Annotated in this window: 22 protein-coding genes; 12 read left to right on the top strand and 10 right to left on the bottom strand. The window is 64.0% G+C overall.

Annotated elements, in window-relative coordinates; genetic code table 11:
- Positions 1-62: 62 nt before the first annotated feature.
- From ACGYKA_RS00480 to ACGYKA_RS00470, 3 genes are all read right to left on the bottom strand, one after another.
- A complete protein-coding gene (locus ACGYKA_RS00480) occupies positions 63-1,061 on the bottom strand; it encodes an ABC transporter permease (RefSeq protein ID WP_067263326.1) in 999 nt (332 codons plus the stop codon).
- Positions 1,054-2,091 carry an ABC transporter permease gene (locus ACGYKA_RS00475; RefSeq protein ID WP_067263329.1) on the bottom strand — a complete coding sequence of 346 codons (1,038 nt, stop codon included), beginning with the start codon at positions 2,089-2,091 and terminating at the stop codon, positions 1,054-1,056. The genes ACGYKA_RS00480 and ACGYKA_RS00475 overlap by 8 nt, the downstream gene beginning before the upstream one ends.
- Positions 2,092-2,211: 120 nt before the next feature.
- Positions 2,212-3,933, bottom strand: a complete 1,722-nt coding sequence (locus ACGYKA_RS00470) for a peptide ABC transporter substrate-binding protein (RefSeq protein WP_168612027.1) — start codon at positions 3,931-3,933, stop codon at positions 2,212-2,214.
- Between the two features lie 313 nt (positions 3,934-4,246).
- Here ACGYKA_RS00470 and ACGYKA_RS00465 point away from each other — a divergent pair, with 313 nt between their 5' ends.
- From ACGYKA_RS00465 to ACGYKA_RS00445, 5 genes are all read left to right on the top strand, one after another.
- Positions 4,247-6,079, top strand: a complete 1,833-nt coding sequence (locus ACGYKA_RS00465) for a dipeptide ABC transporter ATP-binding protein (RefSeq protein WP_394410262.1) — start codon at positions 4,247-4,249, stop codon at positions 6,077-6,079.
- Positions 6,080-6,089: 10 nt separating this feature from the next.
- Complete coding sequence (gene argE / locus ACGYKA_RS00460; protein ID WP_394410265.1) at positions 6,090-7,253, top strand: acetylornithine deacetylase; 1,164 nt, start codon at positions 6,090-6,092, stop codon at positions 7,251-7,253.
- Positions 7,254-7,348: 95 nt separating this feature from the next.
- Complete coding sequence (locus ACGYKA_RS00455; protein ID WP_394410268.1) at positions 7,349-8,695, top strand: NAD(P)/FAD-dependent oxidoreductase; 1,347 nt, start codon at positions 7,349-7,351, stop codon at positions 8,693-8,695.
- Between the two features lie 23 nt (positions 8,696-8,718).
- Complete coding sequence (locus ACGYKA_RS00450) at positions 8,719-9,885, top strand: M20 aminoacylase family protein (protein WP_394410270.1); 1,167 nt, start codon at positions 8,719-8,721, stop codon at positions 9,883-9,885.
- 67 nt (positions 9,886-9,952) lie between these two features.
- Positions 9,953-11,116 carry a M20 aminoacylase family protein gene (locus ACGYKA_RS00445; protein ID WP_394410273.1) on the top strand — a complete coding sequence of 388 codons (1,164 nt, stop codon included), beginning with the start codon at positions 9,953-9,955 and terminating at the stop codon, positions 11,114-11,116.
- A 59-nt stretch (positions 11,117-11,175) separates the two neighbouring features.
- Here ACGYKA_RS00445 and ACGYKA_RS00440 read toward each other — a convergent pair whose 3' ends face one another.
- Genes ACGYKA_RS00440 through moaA form a run of 3 tightly spaced genes read right to left on the bottom strand, consistent with a single transcriptional unit; the run spans position 11,176 to position 14,516 of the window.
- Positions 11,176-12,219: a glycosyltransferase family 4 protein gene (locus ACGYKA_RS00440; protein ID WP_394410276.1), complete on the bottom strand. Its 1,044-nt coding sequence runs from the start codon at positions 12,217-12,219 to the stop codon at positions 11,176-11,178.
- Positions 12,212-13,504, bottom strand: a complete 1,293-nt coding sequence (locus ACGYKA_RS00435; RefSeq protein ID WP_394410279.1) for a 3-deoxy-D-manno-octulosonic acid transferase — start codon at positions 13,502-13,504, stop codon at positions 12,212-12,214. The genes ACGYKA_RS00440 and ACGYKA_RS00435 overlap by 8 nt, the downstream gene beginning before the upstream one ends.
- Before the next feature lie 4 nt (positions 13,505-13,508).
- Positions 13,509-14,516 carry a GTP 3',8-cyclase MoaA gene (gene moaA, locus ACGYKA_RS00430; protein ID WP_394410282.1) on the bottom strand — a complete coding sequence of 336 codons (1,008 nt, stop codon included), beginning with the start codon at positions 14,514-14,516 and terminating at the stop codon, positions 13,509-13,511.
- 85 nt (positions 14,517-14,601) lie between these two features.
- Here moaA and ACGYKA_RS00425 point away from each other — a divergent pair, with 85 nt between their 5' ends.
- On the top strand, positions 14,602-15,129 hold the full coding sequence (locus ACGYKA_RS00425) for a hypothetical protein (protein ID WP_394410285.1): 528 nt from the start codon (positions 14,602-14,604) through the stop codon (positions 15,127-15,129).
- A 3-nt stretch (positions 15,130-15,132) separates the two neighbouring features.
- On the opposite strand, the gene ACGYKA_RS00420 is transcribed toward ACGYKA_RS00425, so the two are convergent.
- Genes ACGYKA_RS00420 through glmU form a run of 3 tightly spaced genes read right to left on the bottom strand, consistent with a single transcriptional unit; the run spans position 15,133 to position 19,003 of the window.
- Positions 15,133-15,831: a DNA alkylation repair protein gene (locus ACGYKA_RS00420; protein WP_394410288.1), complete on the bottom strand. Its 699-nt coding sequence runs from the start codon at positions 15,829-15,831 to the stop codon at positions 15,133-15,135.
- A complete protein-coding gene (glmS, locus tag ACGYKA_RS00415) occupies positions 15,828-17,648 on the bottom strand; it encodes a glutamine--fructose-6-phosphate transaminase (isomerizing) (protein WP_394410291.1) in 1,821 nt (606 codons plus the stop codon). Before glmS ends, ACGYKA_RS00420 begins: the two co-directional genes overlap by 4 nt.
- A gap of 2 nt (positions 17,649-17,650) precedes the next feature.
- Positions 17,651-19,003 (bottom strand): bifunctional UDP-N-acetylglucosamine diphosphorylase/glucosamine-1-phosphate N-acetyltransferase GlmU, encoded by a 1,353-nt coding sequence (glmU, locus tag ACGYKA_RS00410; RefSeq protein ID WP_394410294.1) that lies wholly within the window; start codon positions 19,001-19,003, stop codon positions 17,651-17,653.
- Positions 19,004-19,141: 138 nt separating this feature from the next.
- Between glmU and ACGYKA_RS00405 the strand changes: the two genes are divergently transcribed.
- Together ACGYKA_RS00405 and ACGYKA_RS00400 are read left to right on the top strand one after the other, a co-directional pair.
- On the top strand, positions 19,142-19,816 hold the full coding sequence (locus ACGYKA_RS00405) for an HAD-IIIA family hydrolase (protein ID WP_394410297.1): 675 nt from the start codon (positions 19,142-19,144) through the stop codon (positions 19,814-19,816).
- The gene (locus ACGYKA_RS00400; RefSeq protein WP_394410300.1) at positions 19,816-21,009 is read left to right on the top strand and encodes a DegT/DnrJ/EryC1/StrS family aminotransferase; all 1,194 of its coding nucleotides are present in this window, start codon (positions 19,816-19,818) and stop codon (positions 21,007-21,009) included. The genes ACGYKA_RS00405 and ACGYKA_RS00400 overlap by 1 nt, the downstream gene beginning before the upstream one ends.
- Positions 21,010-21,011: 2 nt before the next feature.
- Here the strand turns inward: ACGYKA_RS00400 and ACGYKA_RS00395 are convergent, their stop codons facing one another.
- Positions 21,012-21,488 carry a pyridoxamine 5'-phosphate oxidase family protein gene (locus ACGYKA_RS00395; protein WP_394410303.1) on the bottom strand — a complete coding sequence of 159 codons (477 nt, stop codon included), beginning with the start codon at positions 21,486-21,488 and terminating at the stop codon, positions 21,012-21,014.
- A gap of 144 nt (positions 21,489-21,632) precedes the next feature.
- Between ACGYKA_RS00395 and ACGYKA_RS00390 the strand changes: the two genes are divergently transcribed.
- From ACGYKA_RS00390 to ACGYKA_RS00375, 4 genes are read left to right on the top strand one after another with little or no spacing between them, the layout of a single operon-like run.
- The gene (locus ACGYKA_RS00390; RefSeq protein ID WP_271693430.1) at positions 21,633-22,793 is read left to right on the top strand and encodes an isovaleryl-CoA dehydrogenase; all 1,161 of its coding nucleotides are present in this window, start codon (positions 21,633-21,635) and stop codon (positions 22,791-22,793) included.
- Complete coding sequence (locus tag ACGYKA_RS00385; RefSeq protein ID WP_394410306.1) at positions 22,793-23,278, top strand: lysozyme inhibitor LprI family protein; 486 nt, start codon at positions 22,793-22,795, stop codon at positions 23,276-23,278. Before ACGYKA_RS00390 ends, ACGYKA_RS00385 begins: the two co-directional genes overlap by 1 nt.
- A 42-nt stretch (positions 23,279-23,320) precedes the next feature.
- Positions 23,321-23,722 carry a DUF1622 domain-containing protein gene (locus ACGYKA_RS00380; RefSeq protein ID WP_067263390.1) on the top strand — a complete coding sequence of 134 codons (402 nt, stop codon included), beginning with the start codon at positions 23,321-23,323 and terminating at the stop codon, positions 23,720-23,722.
- On the top strand, positions 23,715-24,431 hold the full coding sequence (locus ACGYKA_RS00375) for a flavodoxin family protein (protein ID WP_394410308.1): 717 nt from the start codon (positions 23,715-23,717) through the stop codon (positions 24,429-24,431). Before ACGYKA_RS00380 ends, ACGYKA_RS00375 begins: the two co-directional genes overlap by 8 nt.
- Position 24,432: the final 1 nt, after the last annotated feature.

Here is a 24,432-nt window from a genome sequence, read left to right as displayed (position 1 = left end):
AAGGGGCGCGAAACAATCGGCCCCCGCCACAGGGGGCAGGGGCCGGTCGGTTCTTATTTTGCTCAGCGTCCGCGGATGCGCGGGTCGAGCGCGTCGCGTAACCCGTCGCCGAGGTAGTTCACCGCCAGCACGGTCAGCGAGATGGCGATGCCCGGCAGCATCACCCGCTCGGGGAACTCCTGCATGCGGTCCACGGCATCGGCCAGTTGCTTGCCCCATGTGGGGAAGTCCGACGGGAAGCCGACGCCAAGGAAGCTCAGCGCGCTTTCGGTGATGATTGCCGTGGCGAGGCCCAAGGTGGCCGAGACCATGATGGGCGAGATCACGTTGGGCAGCAGGTGGCGGCGGATGATCTTGCCCGGCGTGGTGCCGATGGAACGGGCGGCGAGGATGAACTCACGCTCTTTCAGCGCCAGAATATCGCCGCGCACGATCCGCGCGGTCTGCATCCATGAGGTCAGGCTGATGACCGAGACGATGAGGATGAACATGCCACCCTCCGGCCCGAACTGCGCCCGCAGCGGTTGGCCAAAGAGCGTCACGGCGAGCAGGACCAGAGGCAGGATCGGCAGGCTGAGGATCAGGTCGGTGAACCGCATCAGCCAGAAGTCCATACGTTTGAAAAAGCCCGAGAGCACGCCGACGGCGGTGCCGATGATCAGCGCCAGCGCCATCGCCATCCAGCCCACGGCCATCGACACCCGTCCGCCAAAGAGCATCTGCGCAAGGATGTCGCGGCCCAATTGGTCGGTGCCGAAGGGATGCGCCCAGCCCGCCTTGGCATCGCCATCCCACAGCAGGGTATAGATCGGCCGCCAGTTCTTGTTGCGGATGTCCAGCTTCTTGGCGTCGATGTCCCACAGATAGGGGCCAAAGATCACGGCCAGCGTGATGAAGATCAGGAAACCACCGCCGAAAAGCGCGCCTTTGTGCTTGCGGAACTGGTCCCAAACATCGCGCCATTGGCTGCGCGGCGGTTTTTGCGGGCCCTTGTCTTGCAGGGCCTTCATGAACTCGAGGTCGGCTTCGACCGGGCTTGCGGGAATGGGTTGCTCAGTCATAACGGATCCTTGGGTCAAGCAGGCCGTAGAGGATATCTGCGATCAGGTTGAACAGCACGATCAGCACCGCGAAGATGAAGGTCAGGGTCATCACCATCGGCAGGTCGTTGGCGCGTAGCGCGGTCAGCAGCAGTTGGCCGATGCCGTTCACCTTGAAGACGTTCTCGGTGATGATGGCGCCGCCAAAGATCGCGGGCATGCCGAGCGCGATAACGGTCACGACCGGGATCATCGAGTTGCGCAGCACATGCACCATAACCACGACGCTTTCCTTCAGACCCTTCGCGCGGGCGGTGCGCACGTAGTCTTGGTTGAGGTTGTCAAGCATGGCACCGCGCATGTAGCGGCTGATCTGCGCCGTGGTTTGCAGCGCCAGCACCATCACCGGCATGATCATCTGGAAGAACTGCACCTTGAAGCTTTCCCAGTCGTTCACGACATGGGTCGTATCGTAGATCGAGGGCAGCCAGCCCAAAGAGACCGAGAAGATCACGATGAGCAGCGGACCGGTAAAGAAGGGCGGGATCGAAAAGCCGATCATGGTGATGAAGGTCCCGGCCTGATCGAAGACCGAATAGTGACGGTAGGCCGAGTAGATGCCGATCGGGATCGCGATGACGATGCCGACGATATAGGCCAGCCCCACGACCCAAAGGGTCTGTGGCATGCGCTGGATCACGATGTCCATCACCGGCGAACGGGTCTGCCAAGAGATCACGCGCAGCTTGCCTTCGGAAAGCGCCGTATCGGGCAGCCAGCTAAACAGGGCGGAGTGGTTGGTCAGGTAGTCGATGAAAACCTGCGGCTCGATCCAAAAGACCTGCACGAGCCATTTCCAATACTGGATATAGATCGGCTGGCCGAGGCCAAGCGCCTCGCGCATCTTTTCTTTCACCTCGGGCGGGACCGTCAGCGGCACTTGGGCCATCGGGTCGCCGGGGGCGAGTTGCAGCAGCAGGAAAATCACCAGGCTGATAAACAAAAGCGTCGGGATCGACAAAAGAAGTCGTCGGATGGTGAAGGTCAACATGGGCGTCGCCTTTGTAGGTCAGTCTGTGAGGGGGTGGGGGCGAGACGGGGGCGCGCGGATGACGCACACCCCCGAAGGTCGGTGAAGGGAGGCGCGGGCCTGCCGCGCCTCCGTCCTAGATCACTCTTCCATGCGGTACCAATCGGCGGCATTCCACAGCTCGGAGTCCCATGTGTTCAGCACAACGCCACCAAGGGTGTTGGAAGCAGCCGAGACGCGGCCACGGTCCACCAGCGGCAGGATCGAGTAGCTGTCTTTGGTCAGCATGTCGTTCAGCTTTTTGGCCAGTTCGCCACGCTTTTCCATCTCGCCGGTGCGGCCCAGTTCGGCCACCATCGCATCATACTCTTCGTTGCAGAAGCGGTTGATGTTCTCGCCCTGCCACTGTGTCTCGGGGCTGGGGAACTTGGCGCAGGTCCGCTGGGCAAGGTAGCTCTGCGGGTCGGTGCCGTCGAAGTTGTTGGCGTACATTTCAACGTCTGCATAGAAACGCTGGAACGTGTCGGTCGAACCGGGGTCGCCACCGAAGAAGACCGAAGAGTCGATGTTGCGCAATTCGGTTTCAACACCGATCTGGCTCCACCAATCCTTGATCAGCGCTTGGAAATCCTGACGCACGGCGTTGGTCGAGGTCTGGTAGAGCAGGGACAGTTTCTCGCCGTCCTTCTCGCGCACACCGTCGCCATCGCTGTCGACCCAGCCCGCTTCGTCCAACAGCGCCTTGGCGCCTTCGATGTCCTGGGTCAGACAGTCGGTGTTGTCAGAGGCGTAGAGTTCGGGCGCAGGCACCATGTTGCAGGTGGCGCGGCCCGCTTGGCCGTAGCCGACCTCGACCAGCAGTTCGCGGTCGATCGCCATGGAGAGCGCCCGGCGGACTTTCTCATCGCTCAGGATCGGGTGCGGATGTTTAGCTGTGGCGCGTTCACCTTCGGGAAGGTCTGGCGAGGCATCGGTCATGTTCAGCTCAAGACGCTCAACCAACGTGCCGAATGCCGACATGGGCTTGCCTTTGCCGCCTTCGGCCATCTTGGCGATGACATCGGGGGCCAGCTGCAGGTTCCAGGCGTAGTCGAACTCACCCGTTTCCATCACGGCACGGCCCGCCGCTGTCGCGTCACCGCCGCCTTTGAAGGTCAGCGTGGCGAAGGCAGGTTTGCTCGGGTCGCGGTAGTTCTCGTTCGCGGCCATGGTGATCACGTCGTTCGGGCGGAACTCGGTGACGGTGAAGGGGCCGGTGCCGATGGGGTTGAAGTTGGCCTCGGTGCACTCAGGCGCTTTGGCGCCGGTGCAGTCGGCAAACTGTGCCGCCTGAATGATCGGGGATTGGCCGCCCATGAAGGGGCCGTAAGGGTTCGGCATCGGCTCGGAGAAGGTAACTTTGACTGTCTGGTCATCGACCACGTCAACCGAGGAGACACCTTCGAATTTGGCCAGCTGCGCACAGCCGCCTTCGGGGTTCATGCAGTAATCGGCGGTGAACTTGACGTCATTGGCGGTGACGGGGGTGCCGTCGGACCACATCAGCCCGTCTTTCAGCTTCCATGTGATGGTCTTGAGGTCTTCGCTCACGCCGCCGTTTTCCAGCGTCGGAATCTCGGTCGCCAGATAGGGCACCAGCGCGCCGTTCTGGTCGTAGCGGCCCAGCGGTTCGAGAACCAGCGAGGAGGCTTCCACGTCTTTTGTGCCGCTCGACAGATAGGGGTTCAGGATCGAAGGCGCCTGCCAATAGATGATCTTGACTTCGCCGTCGCGGCCCCGCTCGCCCTCATGGGCTTCGGCAAAGGCCATAGGGGCAAGCGCCGTCGATGCGACAGCCCCCATCAATAGGGTCTTCAATTTCATATCTTACTCCATGTTGGACACGTGGGCGTGCCGCTTATTGTCGACGGGATGTTCCCCGCCTTGTTGTTGTCGCCCCGGAAAGAACATGAGCTTCGCCAGCTAAACATAACAAAACAAGCAATATTCAACCTGTGATCGAAGCGCTCTTTCCAAACCGCATGGGCTATATCGAAACAGGTTTGCCGGAAATTGCAAGGGCGGACGTGGCGCAATTATGACAAAGCTCGAACTCTGCGCGTCAGGTTTGACAGTCTCGTGACATTCGCCGTAGCGTCGGGCAAAATCTGCGCCAATAAAAACAACAGGGAAACAGATGCTGGATCACACCAATGGGGCGCCAATCGCCCAAATTCAGGGCCTGCGCGTCGAATTTCAAACCAAAGATGGCCCCGTGGTCGGTGTTGAGGATGTCAGTTTCGACATCAATCCCGGTGAGACGGTTTGCGTGGTCGGAGAATCAGGATCGGGCAAATCGGTGTCCTCCCTGTCGCTGATGCGACTGGTTGAGTATGGCGGCGGTGAAATTGCAGGCGGTCGCCTGCTTTTTGAGCGCGGTGAAGAAGGCCAGGTTGATCTCGCGGCCAGCGGCGGCAATCTGATGCGCAAGATTCGCGGCAATGAGATCGGCATGATCTTCCAAGAGCCGATGACCGCGCTGAACCCCGTGTTCACCATCGGCAAGCAGATGACCGAAGGTCTGCGCCTGCATCTGAACATGACCCGCAAACAGGCCGAGGCCCGCGCGCTGGAACTGATGAAACAGGTCCGCATCCCCGAGCCGGAGCGGCGCCTCAAGCAGTACCCCCACGAACTTTCAGGCGGCATGCGCCAGCGCGTGGTAATCGCCATGGCACTGGCCTGCGAGCCGCGTCTCCTGATCGCGGACGAGCCCACCACCGCGCTCGACGTGACCATTCAGGCCGAGATCCTCGCCCTGATGGACCGGCTTAAGCGCGAGACCGGCACGGCGGTGATGTTCATCACCCATGACATGGCCGTGGTGGCGCAGATGGCCGACCGGGTGGTCGTGATGTTCCGCGGCAAGAAGGTCGAGGAAGGCACCGTCGAGGAGATCTTCGAGAACCCGCAGCACCCCTATACCAAGGCGCTGCTGGCCGCGGTGCCGAAGCTCGGCGAGATGACGGGCAAGCCATACCCCGAGCCGATGAAACTCTTGGGCACACCCGACAAGGAGATCGTGCCGATCAAGGGCCGCGAAGAGACGCTTCTCTCGGTCAAGAACCTCACCACGCGCTTCCCGGTGCAGGGCGGTTTCCTGCGCCGCACCGTGGCCAATGTGCATGCGGTCGAGGACCTGTCGTTTTCGCTCAACAAGGGCCAGACGCTCAGCCTCGTCGGCGAAACGGGCTGCGGCAAATCTACCGCAGGGCGCTCGATCCTGCGGCTGGTAGAGCCGATGTCGGGGGAGGTGAAGCTTGACGGCGTCGACATCATGTCGCTGGACCAATCGGCGCTGCGCACCGCGCGGCTCGACATGCAGATGATCTTCCAAGACCCCTTCGCCTCGCTCAACCCGCAGATGCAGCTAGCCGATCAGGTGGCCGAACCGATCCACAACTTCGGCACGCTCAAGGGCGGGGAGATCAACAAGCGGATCGAGATGCTGTTTGACCGCGTGGAACTGCCGCGCAGCTTCATGCGCCGCTTCCCGCATGAGCTTTCGGGCGGCCAGCGCCAGCGCGTGGCCATCGCCCGCGCGCTCGCGCTGAACCCTAAGCTCATCATCGCGGACGAAGCGGTCTCGGCGCTGGACGTGTCTGTGCAGGCGCAGGTGCTGAACCTGATGATGGAGCTTCAGGCCGAGATGGAACTGTCTTTCCTCTTCATCAGCCACGACATGGCCGTGGTCGAACGCGTCAGCCACTATGTCGGCGTCATGTATCTGGGTCGCATCGTCGAGATGGGCTCGCGCCAGCGGGTCTTCGAGAACCCGCAGCACCCCTATACGCAGGCGCTGATGAAGGCCGTGCCGATTGCCGATCCGCGCCGCCGCAAGTCCGAGACGGATTTGAACTTCAAGCCGATCCCCTCGCCAATCCACCCGGTCAGTTACCGGCCCGAGCCTTCGGTCTACCGTGAGGTGGAGCCGGGGCACCATGTGCTGACCACCGACAGCGGCTATTGAAAGAAGATCCATGACCGAACGCCTGACCCCGCTCGAGTTGATGACCAAACTCATCAGCTTTCCCACCGTGTCGCGCGACACCAATATCCCGCTGATCGACTGGGTGGCCGACTACCTCGCCTCGCACGGGATCGAGAGCCACCGCTACATCGATCCCGACCAGCCGAAACATGCGCTTTTTGCCCATGCGGGCCCGTGGGAGGAGGGGGCCGTGGTGCTCTCGGGGCACACGGATGTGGTGCCGGTCGACGGTCAGGCTTGGGACACCGATCCCTTCACCGTGACCGAGAAGGAAGGCCGCTACTACGGGCGCGGCACCTGCGACATGAAGGGCTTCGACGCGTTGGCGATCTGGGCGCTGGTCGAGGCGCATTATGCAGAAGTCAAACGCCCGCTGCAGATCGCACTCAGCTTCGATGAGGAGATCGGCTGCACCGGCGCGCCGCCTATGATCCAAGCGATGCAGGGCGTGGTGCCCAAGGGCTCGGCGGTGATCGTGGGCGAGCCCTCGACCATGCAGGCGGTGACCGGCCACAAGGGCGGCATCGGCTTCAACACCCATCTGGTGGGTTTCGAGGTGCATTCCTCGTTGCTGCACACCGGGGTCAACGCGATCATGGCGGGCGCGAAGCTTATCGAATGGGCCAATGACGTGAACAGCGACAACATGGCCGCCAAACCGACCGAGACGGCGGCGATGTTCGATCCGCCCTTCACCACCGCCCATGTCGGCGTGATCGAGGGCGGCACGGCTCACAACATCACCGCCAAGGACTGCAAGTTCGCGATGGATTTCCGCGTGGTCCCGGGCGAGGACAAAGACAAATGGGGCACCGCCTACCTCAAAAAGGTGCGCGAGGTCGAAAAGCAGATGCAGGACGTGGTGCCCGAGACCTATATCAAGACCTCGACCCGTTTCGACGTGCCCGCGCTGCAGCCCGAGAAGGACGGCGAGGCCGAGCAGATCGTGCGCCAAATCACCGGCGACAACGCCAGCCACAAGGTGAGCTACGGCACCGAGGCCGGACAGTTCCAAGAGGCGGGCTATTCCGCCGTGATCTGCGGGCCGGGTGACATTGCGCAGGCGCATCAGCCCAACGAGTTTATCGAGATCGCGCAGTTCGAGGCGGGCCATGATTTCATGCGCCGGTTGCTGACCCGCTTGCAGGGCTAGGCCATCCCTGACAGACCTGAGGCAGGCCCTTCGCCGGGGCCTGTCCATTCCACGGCCGCCCGGTGCAGCCGCGCGGCGCAAGCCTCGGGGTCCGCATGTCCGCCTTTCCCATCACTCTCGCCACCCCCGCCAGCTATCCGCGAACGCCACCGCGCGACAGCGAGGTGGTGGTCATCGGCGGCGGGGTGATCGGGGTTTGCACCGCGCTTTTCCTCGCCCGGGGCGGGCAGCAGGTCACGCTGTTGGAAAAGGGGCGTATCGCCGCGGAGCAATCGAGCCGAAATTGGGGATGGATACGCCAGCAGGGGCGCGACCCGGACGAATTGCCGATCATGGTCGAGGCCGCGCGGCTTTGGCGTGAGCTTGCGCCAGAACTCGACCGCGACATCGGCCTGCAGCAGACCGGCGTCACCTATCTGGCGGGGACCGAAGCCAAGATGCAGGGCTATGCCGACTGGCTGCCCCATGCCAAGACCCACGGCGTCGACAGCCGGTTGATGGACGCGGGCGAAGTTGCCAAGGCTTTTCCGGGGCTGGCCGGGACCTATGCCGGGGCGCTTACCACCCCCTCGGACATGCGCGCAGAGCCTTGGGTCGCCGTGCCCGCTTTGGCGGCGCTGGCGGCCCGCGAGGGGGTGAAGATCATCGAGAATTGCGCGGTGCGGCGCCTTGACCTCGCCGCTGGTCGCGTGGCGGGGGTGGTGAGCGAGGCGGGCGCGATCCGCTGTTCCTCGGTCGTGCTGGCGGGCGGGGCGTGGTCGGCGCTGTTCCTGCGTGCCCATGGTGTCAGCCTGCCGCAGCTTGCGGTGCGCGAGAGCGTGCTGGCCACCAATAAGCTGCCCGAGGTCCACGCCGGGGCCGCCGCCGAGGCGGGTCTTGCCTTCCGCCGCCGCGCCGATGGCGGCTATACGCTGGCGCCGGGCGGGCGGCCCGATCTCTATGTCGGCCCCGATGCCTTCCGTGCCTTGCGGCACTACCTGCCGCAACTGCGCCAAAGCCCCTTCGGTCAGCGTCTGCGCGGCGCAGCCCCGCGCGGCTTTCCCGATGCCTGGCGCACGCCCCGGAACTGGGCGGCTGACGCGCACAGCCCCTTCGAGGCGATGCGTATCCTCGACCCCATGCCGGACCACCGCGCGCTGCGCCGGGCGCGCAAACGTTTTGCCGCGCTCTATCCCGATCTGCCGCCCGTCACCGCCCGCGCCTCATGGGCCGGGATGATCGATGTGATGCCCGATATCGTGCCGGTGGTGGACCGCTGCGCCCAGATCCCGGGCCTTGTCATCGGCACCGGCATGTCCGGCCACGGATTCGGCATCGGCCCGGCGATGGGGCGGGTGTTGGCGGCACTGGTCATGGGCGACGCGCCGGGCCATGATCTGGGCAGATTCCGCGCCGACCGTTTCAGCGATGGCAGTGCCATCCGCCTCGGTCCGACGCTCTGAGCATATTTCGAGAAGGACATTCCATGCCGATCAAGAACCGCTTTGCCGAGACCCACGCCGAGATCACCGCCTGGCGCCGCCATCTGCACCAGCATCCGGAGCTGATGTTCGACCTGCCCGAGACCTCGAAATTTGTCGAGGAGAAGCTGCGCAGCTTCGGCATCACCGACATCACCACCGGCATCGCCCAGACCGGCGTGGTCGCGGTGATCGAAGGGCAGAGCAACAGCTCGGGCCGCACCATCGGGCTGCGGGCGGACATGGACGCGCTGCCGATCACCGAGGCGACGGGGCTGCCGCATGCCTCGAAGAACCCCGGCAAGATGCATGCCTGCGGCCATGACGGCCATACGGCGATGCTGCTGGGGGCGGCGCAATACCTCGCCGAGACCCGCAATTTCGACGGGCGCGTGGTGCTGATCTTCCAGCCCGCCGAGGAGGGCGGCGGCGGCGGCAACGTCATGGTGCAGGAAGGGTTGATGGACCGCTGGGGCATCGATGAGGTTTACGGCATGCACAACATGCCCGGCCACCCGACCGGGCAGTTCGCCATCCGCGAGGGCGCGCTGCTGGCGGCGGCGGACGAGTTTGCCATCACGCTGACGGGCCAAGGCGGCCATGCCGCGGCCCCGCATGAGGCGGTGGACACGAACCTCGCCGCCGCGCATGTGATGATCGCGCTGCAATCCATCGCCAGCCGCAACACCGATCCGCTGAAACAGGTCGTCGTCTCGGTCTGCACCCTGCGCAGCGACACCGACAGTCACAACGTCCTGCCGCATCAGGTGCTTCTGCGCGGGACGGTGCGGACGCTGGATTCGGAGGTTCAGGATTTGGCCGAGCGTCGGCTGCACGACATCACCCGCCTGACGGCGGAGGCACATCAATGCCGTGCCGAGATCGACTACCAGCGCGGTTACCCGGTCACCCGCAACCACGCCGATCAAACCCGCTTTGCCGCTGAGGCCGCCGACAAGGTCACTCCCGGCACCGACCGGGACACGCCGCCGATCATGGCCGGAGAGGATTTTTCCTATATGCTCAATGCGCGACCGGGTGCCTATATTATGATCGGCAACGGCGAAGGAGCCACGGTCCATCACCCGGAATATGACTTTGACGATGCCGCGATCCCGGCAGGCTGCTCATGGTTCGCGCAGGTGGTTGAGGACCGGCTGGCAAGGGCGTAAGCATGTGGCAGATAAATGCGACTGCATGAAAACAGCGCCCAACCCAACTCCGGAGGATACTTCCTAAATGCCCGTTAAGAACCGATTTGCCGAGCTGCATGACGACATTACCGCATGGCGCCGCGACCTGCACGAGAACCCTGAAATCCTGTTCGAGACCCACCGCACCTCGGCCACCGTGGCCGAAAAACTGCGCGGCTTCGGCTGCGACGAAGTCGTCGAGGGCATCGGCCGCACCGGTGTCGTTGGCGTGATCAAGGGCAAGGAGACCGGCTCGGGCAAGGTCATCGGGTTGCGCGCTGACATGGACGCGCTGCCGATCCACGAACAGACCGGGCTGGACTATGCCTCCAAGACCGATGGCGCGATGCATGCCTGCGGCCATGACGGCCACACCGCCATGCTCTTGGGTGCCGCGCAATACCTCGCCGAGACCCGCAACTTCGATGGCACCGTTGTGGTGATCTTCCAACCCGCCGAAGAAGGCGGCGGCGGTGGTCGCGAGATGTGCGAAGACGGCATGATGGAGCGTTGGGGCATTCAGGAAGTCTACGGCATGCACAACTGGCCGGGCATGCCCACGGGCTCCTTCGGTATCCGCGCAGGCTCCTTCTTTGCCGCGACCGATCAGTTCGACATCACCTTCGAAGGCCGCGGCGGCCATGCCGCCAAGCCGCATGAGACCGTCGACACCACCGTGATGTCCGCTCAGGCCGTGCTGGCGCTGCAGACCATCACCGCGCGCAACGCCGACCCGGTGGAGCAGATCGTGGTCTCCGTCACCTCTTTCGAGACCTCCTCGAAAGCCTTCAACGTGATCCCGCAGAAGGTGCAGATCAAAGGCACCGTGCGCACCATGTCCGCCGAGATGCGGGAACTGGCCGAAAAGCGCATCAACGAAATCTGCAACGGCATCGCAGGCACCTTCGGCGGCAGCGCCGACGTGACCTACCATCGCGGCTACCCGGTCATGGTGAACCACGAGGAGCAGACCGAGTTCGCCGCCGACGTGGCGCGCTCGATCTCGGGCCAATGCGAGGAAGCGCCGCTCGTGATGGGTGGCGAAGACTTCGCCTTCATGCTGGAGGAACGCCCGGGCGCCTATATCCTTGTCGGCAACGGCGACACGGCGGCGGTGCACCACCCGGAGTATAATTTCAACGACGAAGCCATTCCGGCGGGGTGTAGCTGGTGGGCAGGTATCGTCGAGCAGCGGATGCCCGCGGCCTGATCCTGCCATTGGTATTGCCTAGAGCGCGCCTCCCTCGGGGGCGCGTTTTGCTTTGGGGGCTAGCCGCGCTCCCAAAGCGCGTTGTAGACGGCTTCGATCCCATCAGCCTCGGCCCGGGCGCTGAAACGCTGCTCGGCCCAGTGGCGCGCGGCCTCGGAGAGGGCGGTTTGATCCTCGCGCTCTAGCAAGGAGAGCGCGGCTTGGGCCGCAGCCTCTGCCGCACCCAGTGGCACGACCTTGCCCACGCGGCCCCCGTTCGAGAAAGCGCCGTAATAGCCCGCATCGCTGCCGACAAAGGGCACGCCCGAGGCCAGCGCTTCGAGCGGAACCATGCCATAGCCCTCGTAGCGCGGCAGTTGCACCACCAGCGACAGGGCGCGCATCAGTTTCGGTAGATCGGCGGCGGGGTACTCGCCGACGAAAAGCAGCCGGTTGGCAAGGCCTGCGGCCTCGACCTGCGCCTTGAGCTTGGTCAAAAACGCCTCATGTTTGCCGCCCGCCCGGCCAATCACCAGCGCCACCGCGCCGGGGCGTTGGGGCAGCAGGCGCAGCATGGCCTCGACGAAAAGGTCGGTGCCTTTCTCAGGCCGGATGCGCCCCACGGTGGCGATGCCATGGGTGCCGCCAAAGCCCAATTGCTCCCAAGCGTTCGCCCGGTTGGTGGCGGGGGAGAAGACATCGGTATCCACCCCATGCGGCACCACGGCGCGGACATGGGGCACGAACTCCGCTGCGCGTTCGGTCGTGGCGATTACCGCGTCCATCTGCCGGATCAACCAACGCGGATAGGCCGAATGCAGCCGCTGCGCGGCAGAGGTAAAGACGATCCGGATATTTGCCCCACGCACATCGCGCAGCCAAAGCGCGCTGCGCATTTCCGGGTTGCGGCGCACATGCCAAATGGCGAAGGGGCGGTCTTGGGGGGGAAGTTTGCGGGTGATCCGCCCCGCCGCGACGCGGGTCAGCGGCACCGGACAGCCGGGCAGGGGCTGGCCCACCAGCGCCAAATCATGCCGGTCGACCTGTTGCCGGATCACATTGGCCGCCGTGGCCGACACCCCGGTGAAATTGCGGTTGTAGTTGGTGACGAAAAGCTCAGGCATCGCTGTCCCCTCGCAGGTGCAGGGCCGTGATCAGACGCTCGGCGATACTGTCGAGCTTGTCGGTCTGCCCCGCGGCATAGGCCTTGGCCGCGGCCACACCACTTGCAAGGGCGATATCGTTGCGCAGCAGGGCTCCCACACGGTCTGCCAAATCCTGCGTGCCCGCCACCAGTCGCGCGGCGCCCTCGGCTTCCATCTCTGCATAGGTCTCGGCAAAATTGGCGACATGGGTGCCTGAGAGCACCATCGCCCCGGCCTGCGCGACCTCATAGGGGTTGTGCCCCCCGATCGGGTGCAGCGACCCGCCCAGAAAGACGATGTCGGATAGCGCGTACCATGTGCCCAACTCGCCCAGAGTGTCGGCCAGATAGACCTGTTCGCGTGGCATGTCGCCCCGTGTTCTACGCCCATGGGTCAGACCGTAGCTGGCGATGAGACCGGCGACTTCGTCACCCCGCTCGGGATGGCGGGGGGCAAGGATCAAGCACAGCTCGGGGATGCGCTCCAGCAGTTGGCGATGCGCCTCTAACACCGCTTTCTCCTCGCCCGGGTGGGTTGAGGAGGCGATCCAGACAGGGCGGCCCTCCAAGGCCGCCCGCGCCTCGGCGATGGTCCCGTCGTCCTGCGGCAGGGGGCCTGCCATGGACTTGAGGTTGATCCCGGGCGTGACCCGGTCAGCAGGGGCGTTGATCGTGGCCATGGCCCGGGCCATCGCGTCATTCTGCGTCAGGATCAGGTCAAACACGCCAAAGAGGAACCCGGCCAGCGCGGGCCGTTTCTGCCAGCTTTCGATTGAGCGTTGCGAGAGGCGGGCGTTGATCAGCGCCATTGCCGTGCCCCGCGCATGGGTCCGCCGCAGCATCTGCGGCCAAAGCTCGCTTTCCACGAAGAGCGCCGCATCGGGGTGCCAATGGTCAAGGAACCGCTTTAGCGGACCGGGGGCGTCGAGCGGGGCGAACTGATGCCGCGTGCGCGGGGGCAGGCGGCCGCCCACCAAACGGGCCGAGGTGGCGGTGCCGGAAGTGATGAGGAAATGCGCCTGCGGCAGGGCGCGCCCCATCCGGTCGATCAGCGCCAGAACCGACAGGCTCTCCCCAACCGAGGCTGCGTGAAACCAGATCAACTGCCCCTCGGGGCGGGGTTGGCTGGCATGGCCCAGCTTTTCGCGCGCGCGTTCTGGTGCGACCTCGGCGCGGCGCAGTTTGGCCATGGAGCGCCGCCCGGCCACGGGCAAGATCACACGGCTCGCCGCGACCCATGCCCGGTAGAGAAACGGCACCGCCAAGGGCTCAGCCGCCCGTGTGGCTCATGTGGCGGGGCATCTGCCCGTCGACACGCTGCCGGGAATAATCGAAATCATGGCCCTTCGGCTTGCGGTCGATGGCCGCGCGAATGGCCTCCTGTAGCGGCAGATCCGTGTCCGGGTGATCGCGCAGGGGTTTGCGCAGATCGGCCACATCCTCTTGGCCCAGACACATGAAGATCTCGCCGGTGCAGGTGACCCGCACGCGGTTACAGCTTTCGCAGAAGTTATGGCTCAGCGGGGTGATGAAGCCGATCTTCTGCCCGGTCTCCTCCAGCCGCACATAGCGCGCGGGGCCTCCGGTGCGCTCAGCCAGATCGGTGACGGTGTAATGTTCGGCGTATCGAGCACGCACGTCGCGCAGCGACCAGTATTGGCCGAAACGATCCTCGTTGCCCAAATCGCCCATCGGCATGACCTCGATCCACGTGAGATCTATGCCCCGCTCGGCGCACCATTCGGTGATATGCAGCAATTCGGGCTCGTTGAAGTCCTTGAGCGCCACGGCGTTGATCTTGATCTTGAGCCCCGCGCGCTGCGCTGCGTCGATCCCGCGCAGCACCTGCGGCAGGCGGCCCCAGCGGGTGATGTCCGCGAATTTCTGCTCGTCCAGCGTGTCGAGCGAGACATTCACCCGGCGCACCCCGGCGGCATAGAGATCGTCGGCGAAACGCTCCAACTGGCTGCCGTTGGTGGTCAGCGTCAGCTCCTTCAGCTTGCCGCTGTCGAGATGCCGTTTCATGCCGTCGAAGAAAGTCATGATGCCGCGCCGGACCAGCGGCTCACCCCCGGTGATGCGCAGCTTCTCGACGCCGAGGTCGATAAAATTGCTACACAGGCGGTCGAGCTCCTCCAGCGTCAGCAATTCCTTCTTAGGCAGGAAGGTCATGTTCTCCGACATGCAGTAGACGCAGCGAAAATCGCAGCGGTCGGTGACGGAGACGCGCAGATAGGTGATCGCGCGCATGAAAGGGTCAATGAGGGGTGCTGTCATGCTTCATAGGTAATGCCCCGCCCAACCCGGGGCAAGCGCCATTTGGGCGATTGATAAGGGGGCAGGGCGCGGATAGGCTGCGTGGATGACACGTATAATCTTACCGCTTTTCATTGCCGCCGCCACCGCCGGTTGCAGCAACCTGACGGAACGCCTCGGGATGGATGCTAGCCAGGCTGAGCCTGCACCCGCATCCGCATCGGTCGATGCCACGGCTGAGGTTGCAACGCCGAGCGGACCGGCCCCTGCATCGCCGCCCGCCGCCTCTCCCATCGCCACCGCGGGCAGCAGCGCCGAGGCGCTGGATACCACCACGGCGGCAGAGCGCGAGGCGGCCACCCGCGCGCCCGCCAGTACCGGTGCCGCCTTGGGGTCGACCGTGGTCAGCTTGGGCAGCGCGACGGAGCCGGGGCTGTGGTTGAAAACACCTCTGGTCGACGCGGAACAGCCGGGGCGGGTGACCAACCCCGCGACGGGCAAATCCGCCGCGGTGACACTGATCCCGCTGGAGGGGCCCGCAACCGCAGGCAGCCGCATGTCGCTGCCTGCCTTGCGTTTGATCGGCGCGTCGCTGACCGACCTCACAACGGTCGAGGTCTCGACCGAAGGTTAAGGGTCAGCCTGCGCCTTCTGCCTTTTTCAGCAGGCGCAGGGCTTCTTTCACCGCAAAAGGTTTCATTGCCTCCCCATGGGCGGCGATGAAAGCGCGGGTGCGGTCAGCGTCGTGTTTTGACAGGTCGCGCAGCCACCAGCCGATTGCTTTTTGAATGAACCAGCGGTGATCCGGTACCATCGTCGCGGCCCAGCCGAGGATACGGTCGCGCGCGGCCAGTTCCTCAGGCTTAGGATTGTTCTGCTTGGTCCATGGCAGGGTAGAGACGAGCGTCGCGCGCCGGGTCCAGAGGTGATCTGAGGCGACCCAATCTTCCACCTCGTCCAAGCGGGTGGGGTCGGCCACCAGACGTTTCTGCGCTGCCATGCTGGCGTGATCGGCAATCGCCCAACTGTCGAAATCCGCGGTCCAGCTTGCGATCAACGCCCAAGCGGCCTGATCATCGGGGCGCAGCCGCGCTTGGGTCAGCAATTTGGCCGCTGCCACACGCGCCTCGAAAATGTCGGACTGCCAAAGCCCATCGGCGAGGGCGACACGGCCTTCGACATCGAGTGCCGCGCGCCACGATTGGGCAAGCTCCGCGATTTGCGGGTTGGACAGACCAAGATAGCGCCGCTCGGCCTTGTGATAGGCGCGCATCTCTTCCGCGCGGGCCGGGTTGGCCTGCGCTTCGAGCTCCTGCAAAGCGGTTTCGGGGGTCATTCCACCGTCACCGATTTCGCCAGATTGCGCGGCTGGTCCACATCCGTGCCCTTCGCCACGGCGGTGTGGTAGGCCAGCAACTGCGCCGGAACCGCATAGAGGATCGGCGCCAGCGCATCCGGCACCGGGGGCATCTCGATGCTGAACCAGACGCCGTCATTGGCCTCGGCCTGACCTTTGGCATCGGAGATCAGGATCACCTTGCCCTTGCGCGCCATGACCTCTTGCATGTTGCTGACGGTCTTGTCGAAGAGCGCGTCGCGCGGGGCCATGACGACCACCGGCACATGCTCATCCACCAGCGCGATGGGGCCGTGTTTCAGCTCACCCGATGCATAAGCTTCGGCGTGGATATAGCTGATTTCTTTGAGTTTCAATGCGCCTTCAAGGGCGAGGGGGTACATCTGGCCCCGACCAAGGAACAGCACGTCGCGGGCATGGGAGAGCTTGAGCGCGGCCTCTTGCATCGCGTCGTTTTGTTCAAGCGCGGTGCTGATGGTCGCGGGCAGCCCACGCAGGGCTGAGATGTGATCGGCGAAGGTATTTGCGCTGATCACCTCGCGGTCCCGCGCGGCTTTGAGTACCAGTGCGAAGAGGACAACGAGCTGACAGGTGAAGGCTTTGGTCGAGGCCACGCCGACTTCGACACCGGCGTGGATCGGCAGCGCCAGATCGCTTTCGCGGGCGATGGAGCTTTCGGGCACGTTGACGACCGACAGGATACGCGCGGCTTTGCCCTCGCAATAGCGCAGAGCGGCGAGCGTGTCGGCGGTCTCACCCGATTGGCTGACGAAAACCGCCAATGTGCGCGGCGCGATCGGCGGTTCACGGTAGCGGAATTCCGAGGCAACATCGATCTCGACCGGCAGGCGGGCGATCTGCTCAAACCAGTATTTTGCAGTGAAACAGGCATAGGAGGCCGTGCCGCAAGCGACCATGAGGATCCGGTCAAACTGCGTAAAATCAATGTCCTGCGCGCTGATGTTGATCTCACCCTCGGGGGTGAGATAGTGGCCGATGGCCGCGCCGATCACGCCGGGTTGCTCGGCGATTTCCTTGGCCATGAAGTGTTTGTGCCCCGCCTTGTCGATGCGGGTATTGTCGATTTGCACGGATTTGATCGCGCGGTTGGCGAGCGCCCCGTTGCGGTCGGTGACCTCGACCGAGGTCCGGGTGATGACCGCGCAATCCCCTTCTTCGAGGTAGGCGATCTGGTGGGTCAGCGGGGCAAGCGCGATGGCGTCACTGCCGACATACATCTCACCTTCGCCATAGCCGATGGCCAAGGGAGAGCCCTTGCGCGCCGCGATCATCAGGTCGTCGTGACCGTCAAAAAGGAAAGCCAGCGCGAAAGCGCCTTCGAGGCGGGCAAGCGTCTGTTTGGCGGCCTCCACCGGGCCTGCGCCCTGTGCCATGTGATGCTGGGTCAGGAGGGCCACGGTCTCGGTATCGGTCTCGGTCACGAATTGCGCGCCATGTTCGGCCAGTTCGGCCCGCAGCTCGCGGAAGTTTTCGATGATCCCGTTATGCACCACGGCCACTGGTCCCGCCTGATGCGGGTGGGCATTGGTGACGCTCGGCGCGCCATGGGTGGCCCAGCGGGTGTGGCCGATGCCCGACTTGCCCGCCAGCGGCTCATGCACCAGCGCGTCCGAGAGGTTTACCAGCTTGCCCAAGGCACGACGCCGCTCAAGCTTGCCTTCATTCAGGGTCGCGATGCCCGCGCTGTCATAGCCGCGATATTCCAGCCGTTTGAGGGACTCGACCAAGATCGGCGCGACTTCATGGGTGCCGAGCACCCCGACAATTCCACACATTATTAGCTGCCTCTCTGCAATTTTGCCTTCTTGGCCTTCAAAATTTCGAACATCTTGCGCGCCATGCCGGGTTTCTCAACCTGCGGGGCGCGCGACAGGGCCAGCGCCTCGGGTTCTACATCCGAGGTGATGACCGAGCCCGAGCCGGTCATCGCACCCTCGCCGATGGTCACCGGGGCCACGAGCATGGTGTTCGACCCGATGAATGCGCCCGCGCCGATGGTGGTGTGATGTTTCATCACCCCGTCATAATTGCAGGTGATCGTGCCCGCGCCGATGTTGCTGCGCGCGCCGACGGTGGCGTCGCCAATATAGCTCAGGTGGTTGACCTTGGCCCCTTCGGCGATCTGCGCGTTCTTTACCTCGACGAAATTGCCGATGCGCACGTCTTCGGCCAGTTCCGCGCCGGGGCGCAACCGGGCATAGGGGCCGACGACCCCGCCGCGTGAGACATGGCAGCCTTCGAGATGCGAGAAGGCGCGGATGGTGCTGCCGGATTCCACGGTGACATTCGGGCCGAAGACGACATTCGGCTCCACCACCGTATCGCGCCCGATGAAAGTGTCGCGCGACAGGAAGACGGTTTCGGGGGCGACCAAGGTTACGCCGTCTTCCATCAACAGATCGCGGGCGCGGGATTGGAACGCGGCCTCGGCCCTCGCCAGATCGGCGCGGGAGTTGACGCCCATGGTCTCGGCCTCATCGCAGGTGACCACCGTGGCGCTGCGGCCCTCGGCGCGGGCGATGCCGATGATATCGGTGAGGTAGTATTCTTCCGAAGCATTGTCGTTGCCGACCTTGTCGATCAAATCGAAGAGCAGTTCGGATTTACAGGCCACCACGCCGGAGTTGCACAGGGTAATGGCGCGCTCTTCGGCGGAGGCGTCTTTGAACTCGACGATCCGCTCCAAGGCGTCGCCCTGCATCACCAAACGGCCATAGCGGGCGGGATCGGCGGCCTCGAATCCGAGAACCACGACATCATGTGTCGCCAGCGCTTCCTGCATCTTTTCAAGTGTCTCAGGCTGGACGAAGGGCGTGTCACCGTAGAGCACCAGCGCCATGCCATCGAACCCGTCCAGCGCCGGGCGGGCTTGTGCCACCGCATGGGCCGTGCCCAATTGCTCGGTCTGTTCGACCACCTGCGCGTCTTCGTCAAAAAGCGTGGCGGCGGCGCGGACCTGATCGGCCCCGTGCCCGGCCACCACGACCGTATGGCGGGGGCCGAGCATGGCGCCTGCGGCCATAGCGTGTTCCAGCATCGGGGCAGAGGCCACGCGGTGCAGCACCTTTGGCAGGTCCGAGTTCATCCGTGTCCCCTTGCCCGCGGCGAGGATGATCAATGCAGTTTCCATGTAAATCTCTTTGTCCTTCAGCTTGCATTCTCTTTACGCGCTTCGCACAAAGGCGCAAGGTTGCGGCCCATCAAACTAGATTGCGGACTGCAACACGATGCCATTTTGCAAGGCGGGGTTCCGCCCAAGGAGTATCCAGTGAAGACAGTGGTTTTCGATCTCGACGGCACCTTGGCCGATACCTCGGGCGATTTGATCGCCGCCGCCAATGCCTGTTTCCGTGACATGGGCGAGGGCGATGTGCTGGTCCATGCCGAGGATGCGGGTACCGCGCTGCGCGGCGGGCGGGCGATGCTGACCTTGGGGATGCAAAAGCTGGGCCGTGCCGATGACGCGGCGACGATCGACCGCTATTATCCGATGCTGCTCGAAGCCTATGGGCGCGACATCGACACCCATACCATCATGTACCCCGGCGCGATGGAGGCTGTGGCCGCGCTCAAAGCCGCGGGCTACCGCGTGGCGATCTGCACCAACAAACCCGAGGCTCTGGCGGAGTTGCTGCTGACCCGTCTCGGCGTGCGCGATGCATTCGGCGCGATGTTGGGGGCTGATACGCTGGCCGTGCGCAAACCTGACCCCGAACACCTGTTCGAAACCGCCCGTCGTGCCGGGGGCGATCCGGCGCAATGCGTGTTGATCGGCGACAGCGACACCGACCGCAAGACCGCCAAAGCCGCAGGGGTTCCTTGCGTGCTGGTGACCTTCGGCCCCTCGGGCGAAGACATGGCCGCGCTGGAACCCGAAGCGCTGTTGGACGATTTCGCCGACCTGCCGGAGGTCATCAAACGTCTGATCGGCAAAGCCGCCTGATGGCCGAGCGGTTCACCGGCAGTTTCACACAGCAAGAGCCGATCCCCGAAGACGCGATCGAGGCGGCAGTGGCGGTGATGCGTCACGGACGGTTGCACCGCTACAACACAGTCCCGGGGGAGGTGGCCGAGGTTGCCCTGCTGGAGCAGGAATTCGCCGCGATGACGGGGGCGAAATACTGCCTCGCCGTGGCCTCGGGCGGCTATGCCATGGCCACGGCGCTGCGCGCAGTGGGGGTGAAACCGGGCGACCGGGTGCTGACCAATGCCTTCACACTCGCCCCGGTGCCGGGGGCGATTGCGTCGCTGGGGGCGGTCCCGGTTTTCGTCGGCGTGACGGAGCAGCTGGTGATCGACCTTGATGACCTCGCCGCCAAGGCGGATCAGGCCGATGTGCTGCTGCTCAGCCATATGCGCGGCCATCTGGCGGACATGGACGCCCTAATGGCGCTTTGCGATGCGCGCGGCATTACGGTGATCGAAGATTGCGCCCATACGATGGGGGCCGCGTGGAACGGCAAACCATCGGGCACACAGGGAAAGATCGGGTGTTTTTCCTGCCAGACCTATAAACATGTGAACGCGGGCGAGGGCGGGTTGCTGATCACCGATGACGCCGAGGTCGCCGCGCGGGCGATCATGCTGTCGGGGTCTTACATGCTCTATGACCGCCACACCGCCGCGCCGGGGCCGGAGGCTTTTGAGACGATCCGCTATGAGACGCCCAATATCTCGGGCCGGATGGACAACCTGCGCGCCGCGGTCCTGCGCCCGCAGTTGCGGCGGCTGCCGGAACAGGTGGCGCGCTGGAATGAGCGCTATCGGAGGATTGAGGCGGGGCTACGCGACACGCCGGAGCTCACGGTCATCGACCGGCCCGAGGCGGAGGGCATCGTCGGCTCGTCAATCCAATTCCTGCTGAAAGGTTGGTCGCCGGAGGATGTCGAGGCGGTGTTGGCGCGCTGCGCTGCGCGCGGGGTGGAGTTGAAATGGTTCGGCAGGGCCGAGCCTATGGGCTTCACCAGCCGCTATGACACATGGCGCTATGCGCAGGCTGAAAAAATGCCCGCCAGCGATGCGGTGCTGGCGGGGTTGATCGACATGCGTGTGCCGCTGACCTTCTCGCTGGAGGATTGCGCCTTGATCGCACGGATCATCCGCGCCGAGGTCAGCGCCGTTTTTCAAGGGGGCTAGGCTTAGAAACGGATGGTGCCGTGTTTGCCCATGTCGGGCTTTTGGCCGGTCATCTGCGCCTTGCCGATCTCATAGAGGAACTTGAACCCACCATCGGTCGCCCAAACCTCGGCTTCGGTGAGGTCAAAGCGGATCAATTGCACATCCGGGTCTTGCTTGCCGTCCTCGAACCATGCGCCCGCGATGGCGTTCCAAATCTTGTCCAGCTCGGTCGGGTTGGTCACGGCGGAAACATGGCCGTCGATCCGCGCCCAGAGGGATTCGTCCTTGCTGGCGATCAGATATTCGGCGGCGGCGCGTCCTTCGGCGGATTGCGCCAGATCGGTGCCTTTGGCGGTGATGAACCACAGAACGGCGGCGCGGTCGTCTTCGTCGATGTAATGGGTCATTGGGATCGCGCGGGCGGACTTGGTCATCAGCATCCCGGCGCGGGTGTCGTCCAGACGGTCCCAGAACTCTTTTTTCAGATCATCGCTCATTTGCATCTCGCTTTGTTGTAGTGTTCGCTTGGTCGCAGGGCCAACCCGCCGCGGCGCGGGGCGGTTCCATATCGCGCCGCTTGACGCAAAGCGGGCGGGGCGGTAGGTAATGAACAAGCGTTCAATAAATTGGGGGGAGAAGCCGTGTTCAACGCAAGTATGCAGTTTGATCTGGGAGAAGACGTCGCGGCCATGCGTGAGATGGTGCACCGCTGGGCACAGGAGCGCGTCAAGCCGATGGCCGCCGAGATCGACAGCAAGAACGAATTCCCCGCCGAGCTTTGGCAGGAAATGGGCGAGTTGGGCCTTCTGGGCATGACCGTCGAGGAAGAGTTCGGCGGCTCCGGCCTTGGCTATGTCGCCCATACCGTCGCGGTGGAAGAGATCGCCCGGGCCTCGGCTTCGGTCTCGCTCTCTTACGGCGCGCATTCCAACCTCTGTGTGAACCAGATCAAGCTGAACGGCACCCCGGAGCAGAAGGCGCAGTTCCTGCCCAAGCTCTGCTCGGGCGAACATGTCGGTGCGCTGGCCATGTCCGAAGTGGGCGCGGGCAGCGACGTGGTCAGCATGAAACTGCACGCCGAGAAGCGGAACGACCACTTCCGTCTGAACGGCAACAAGTATTGGATCACCAACGGCCCCGACGCCGAGACGCTGGTGGTCTATGCCAAGACCGACCCGGATGCCGGCTCCAAGGGCATCACCGCCTTTTTGATCGAGAAGTCGATGAAGGGTTTTTCGACCTCCAAGCATTTCGACAAGCTCGGCATGCGCGGCTCGAACACTGCGGAACTGATTTTCGAGGATTGCGAAGTGCCCTTCGAGAACATTCTCGGCGAAGAGGGCAAGGGCGTGCGCGTGCTGATGTCGGGTCTCGATTACGAGCGCGTCGTGCTGGCGGGCATCGGCCTCGGCATCATGGCCGCCTGTCTGGATGAGATCATGCCCTACATGGCCGAGCGCAAGCAGTTCGGCCAACGCATCGGGGATTTCCAACTGATGCAGGGCAAGATGGCGGATATGTACACCGCGATGAACTCGGCGCGGGCCTATGTCTACAGCGTAGCGCAGGCCTGCGACCGGGGCGACGTGACCCGTCAGGACGCGGCGGCCTGCTGCCTCTATGCCTCGGAACAGGCCATGGTGCAGGCGCATCAGGCGGTGCAGGCGATGGGCGGCGCGGGCTACCTTTCCGATAACCCGGTGGGCCGCATCTTCCGCGACGCCAAGCTGATGGAGATCGGCGCGGGCACGTCTGAGATCCGCCGCATGCTGGTGGGCCGTGAGATGATGGGGGCGATGTGATGCGCGCCGTCCTGCTGGCCTGCACGTTTCTGGCGGGGCCGGTGGCCGCGCAGGACATCACCTATTCCGATGCCGCCACGGCGGACTGTCTGGCCGGGGCCGAAGAGTTTGCCGATCAGCGCGCCTGTATCGGTCTTTCGGCGAACCTCTGTATGGAAGGGCCGGGCGGCTACTCGACCGTCGGCATGGGCGGGTGTCTTGATGCTGAGTTGACCTTTTGGGACGGCCTGCTGAACGAGAATTACCGCGCCCGCATGGTGCAGGCGAAATCCGCCGATGAGGAGAATGCCCTCTACCAGCCGCAACTGCCTTCGCAGGCCGAGGCGCTGCGTGACATGCAGCGCGCGTGGATTACCTTCCGCGATGCCGCCTGCGATTATGAACGCAGCCAATGGGGCGGTGGCACAGGCGGCGGGCCTGCAACCTTGGCCTGCCTGATGCAGATGACGGGGGAGCAGGCGCTGCGTTTGGGGGCGGCCTATTGACCGCGTCTCGCTGTGTCGGCCAAACAGGACGGAGGGATCAGGATGGAAAACCTGATAGAACTGGAGACAGAAGGCGGTGTGATGCACCATTTTCTGCCTTGGCTGATCGAGGGTTTCGAGATCCTCGCTGCGGTCATCGACATTGCCGCCATCATTCTGCTGCTGATCGGGGCGGCACGTTTCCTGACCGGGGTGACGATCGCCGAGATCGCGCAGAAGGGGCCAGAGCGCGTGCGCCGCACCAACCGCGAGCGGATCGAACTGGGGCGCTACATCCTCGCGGGGCTGGAGCTTTTCATCGTCTCGGACGTGATCCACACCGCGATCAGCCTGCGGTTTGCGGACCTGCTCTTCTTGCTGATGCTGGTCATCATCCGCTCCATCACCTCCTATTTCCTTGACCGGGAACTGGAGCAACTGAAGAAGGAACTCGGCCGTGACTGACTATTCCGATCTCAAGGCGCTCTACGTCAATTGCTCGCTCAAGAAGACCCCGGGCGACAGCCACACCCAGCTTCTGATGAACGCCAGCGCGGGGATCATGGAGGCGCAGGGCGTGGGTGTCGAACACCTCTACCTGCTGGATCACCAAGTGCCGCCGGGCGTCTATCCGGACATGACCGAGCATGGCTGGGACCGCGATGACTGGCCCGCGATCTGGGAGAAGGTCTTGGCCGCCGAAATCCTGATCATCGGCACGCCTTTGTGGCTGGGCGAGGAGAGCAGTGTCTGCCGCGTGCTGATCGAACGGCTCTATGCCATGAGCGGCGAGCTCAACGACAAGGGCCAGTCGGTCTTTTACGGCAAGGTCGGCGGCACCGTGGTGACGGGCAATGAGGACGGCATCAAACATGTCGCCATGACCACCGGTTTCGCGATGAACCATCTGGGCTACACGATCCCGCCGCAGGCCGATTGCGGCTGGATCGGCGAGGCCGGGCCGGGGCCGTCTTACGGGGACGAAGTGGACGGCAAGCGCGCAGGTTTCGACAACGAATTCACGCAGCGCAACACCACCATCATGACATGGAACGCCCTGCATCTGGCGCGGATGCTGAAGGACGCGGGCGGCTATCCGCGCGAAGGCAACGACCGCGAGGCCTGGGACGCGGGCGCGCGGTTCGATTTCGAAAATCCGGAGTACCGAAGCTGAT

The sequence above is a fragment of the Sulfitobacter sp. 1A15106 genome, assembly GCF_043556995.1.
GTDB lineage: Bacteria > Pseudomonadota > Alphaproteobacteria > Rhodobacterales > Rhodobacteraceae > Sulfitobacter > Sulfitobacter faviae.
This window is presented reverse-complemented; position numbering and strand designations above follow the sequence as displayed.

Excerpts from the sequence above, each read along its gene's own strand:
- argE (WP_394410265.1), top strand. The coding sequence starts at position 6,090 with ATGACCGAACGCCTGACCCCGCTCGAGTTGATGACCAAACTCATCAGC.
- ACGYKA_RS00395 (WP_394410303.1), bottom strand. The coding sequence starts at position 21,488 with ATGAGCGATGATCTGAAAAAAGAGTTCTGGGACCGTCTGGACGACACC.
- ACGYKA_RS00385 (WP_394410306.1), top strand. The coding sequence starts at position 22,793 with ATGCGCGCCGTCCTGCTGGCCTGCACGTTTCTGGCGGGGCCGGTGGCC.
- ACGYKA_RS00450 (WP_394410270.1), top strand. The coding sequence starts at position 8,719 with ATGCCGATCAAGAACCGCTTTGCCGAGACCCACGCCGAGATCACCGCC.
- ACGYKA_RS00470 (WP_168612027.1), bottom strand. The coding sequence starts at position 3,933 with ATGAAATTGAAGACCCTATTGATGGGGGCTGTCGCATCGACGGCGCTT.
- ACGYKA_RS00420 (WP_394410288.1), bottom strand. The coding sequence starts at position 15,831 with ATGACCCCCGAAACCGCTTTGCAGGAGCTCGAAGCGCAGGCCAACCCG.
- ACGYKA_RS00445 (WP_394410273.1), top strand. The coding sequence starts at position 9,953 with ATGCCCGTTAAGAACCGATTTGCCGAGCTGCATGACGACATTACCGCA.
- ACGYKA_RS00455 (WP_394410268.1), top strand. The coding sequence starts at position 7,349 with ATGTCCGCCTTTCCCATCACTCTCGCCACCCCCGCCAGCTATCCGCGA.
- ACGYKA_RS00425 (WP_394410285.1), top strand. The coding sequence starts at position 14,602 with ATGACACGTATAATCTTACCGCTTTTCATTGCCGCCGCCACCGCCGGT.
- ACGYKA_RS00475 (WP_067263329.1), bottom strand. The coding sequence starts at position 2,091 with ATGTTGACCTTCACCATCCGACGACTTCTTTTGTCGATCCCGACGCTT.
- ACGYKA_RS00480 (WP_067263326.1), bottom strand. The coding sequence starts at position 1,061 with ATGACTGAGCAACCCATTCCCGCAAGCCCGGTCGAAGCCGACCTCGAG.
- glmU (WP_394410294.1), bottom strand. The coding sequence starts at position 19,003 with ATGGAAACTGCATTGATCATCCTCGCCGCGGGCAAGGGGACACGGATG.
- ACGYKA_RS00380 (WP_067263390.1), top strand. The coding sequence starts at position 23,321 with ATGGAAAACCTGATAGAACTGGAGACAGAAGGCGGTGTGATGCACCAT.
- ACGYKA_RS00465 (WP_394410262.1), top strand. The coding sequence starts at position 4,247 with ATGCTGGATCACACCAATGGGGCGCCAATCGCCCAAATTCAGGGCCTG.
- glmS (WP_394410291.1), bottom strand. The coding sequence starts at position 17,648 with ATGTGTGGAATTGTCGGGGTGCTCGGCACCCATGAAGTCGCGCCGATC.
- ACGYKA_RS00440 (WP_394410276.1), bottom strand. The coding sequence starts at position 12,219 with ATGCCTGAGCTTTTCGTCACCAACTACAACCGCAATTTCACCGGGGTG.
- ACGYKA_RS00400 (WP_394410300.1), top strand. The coding sequence starts at position 19,816 with ATGGCCGAGCGGTTCACCGGCAGTTTCACACAGCAAGAGCCGATCCCC.
- moaA (WP_394410282.1), bottom strand. The coding sequence starts at position 14,516 with ATGACAGCACCCCTCATTGACCCTTTCATGCGCGCGATCACCTATCTG.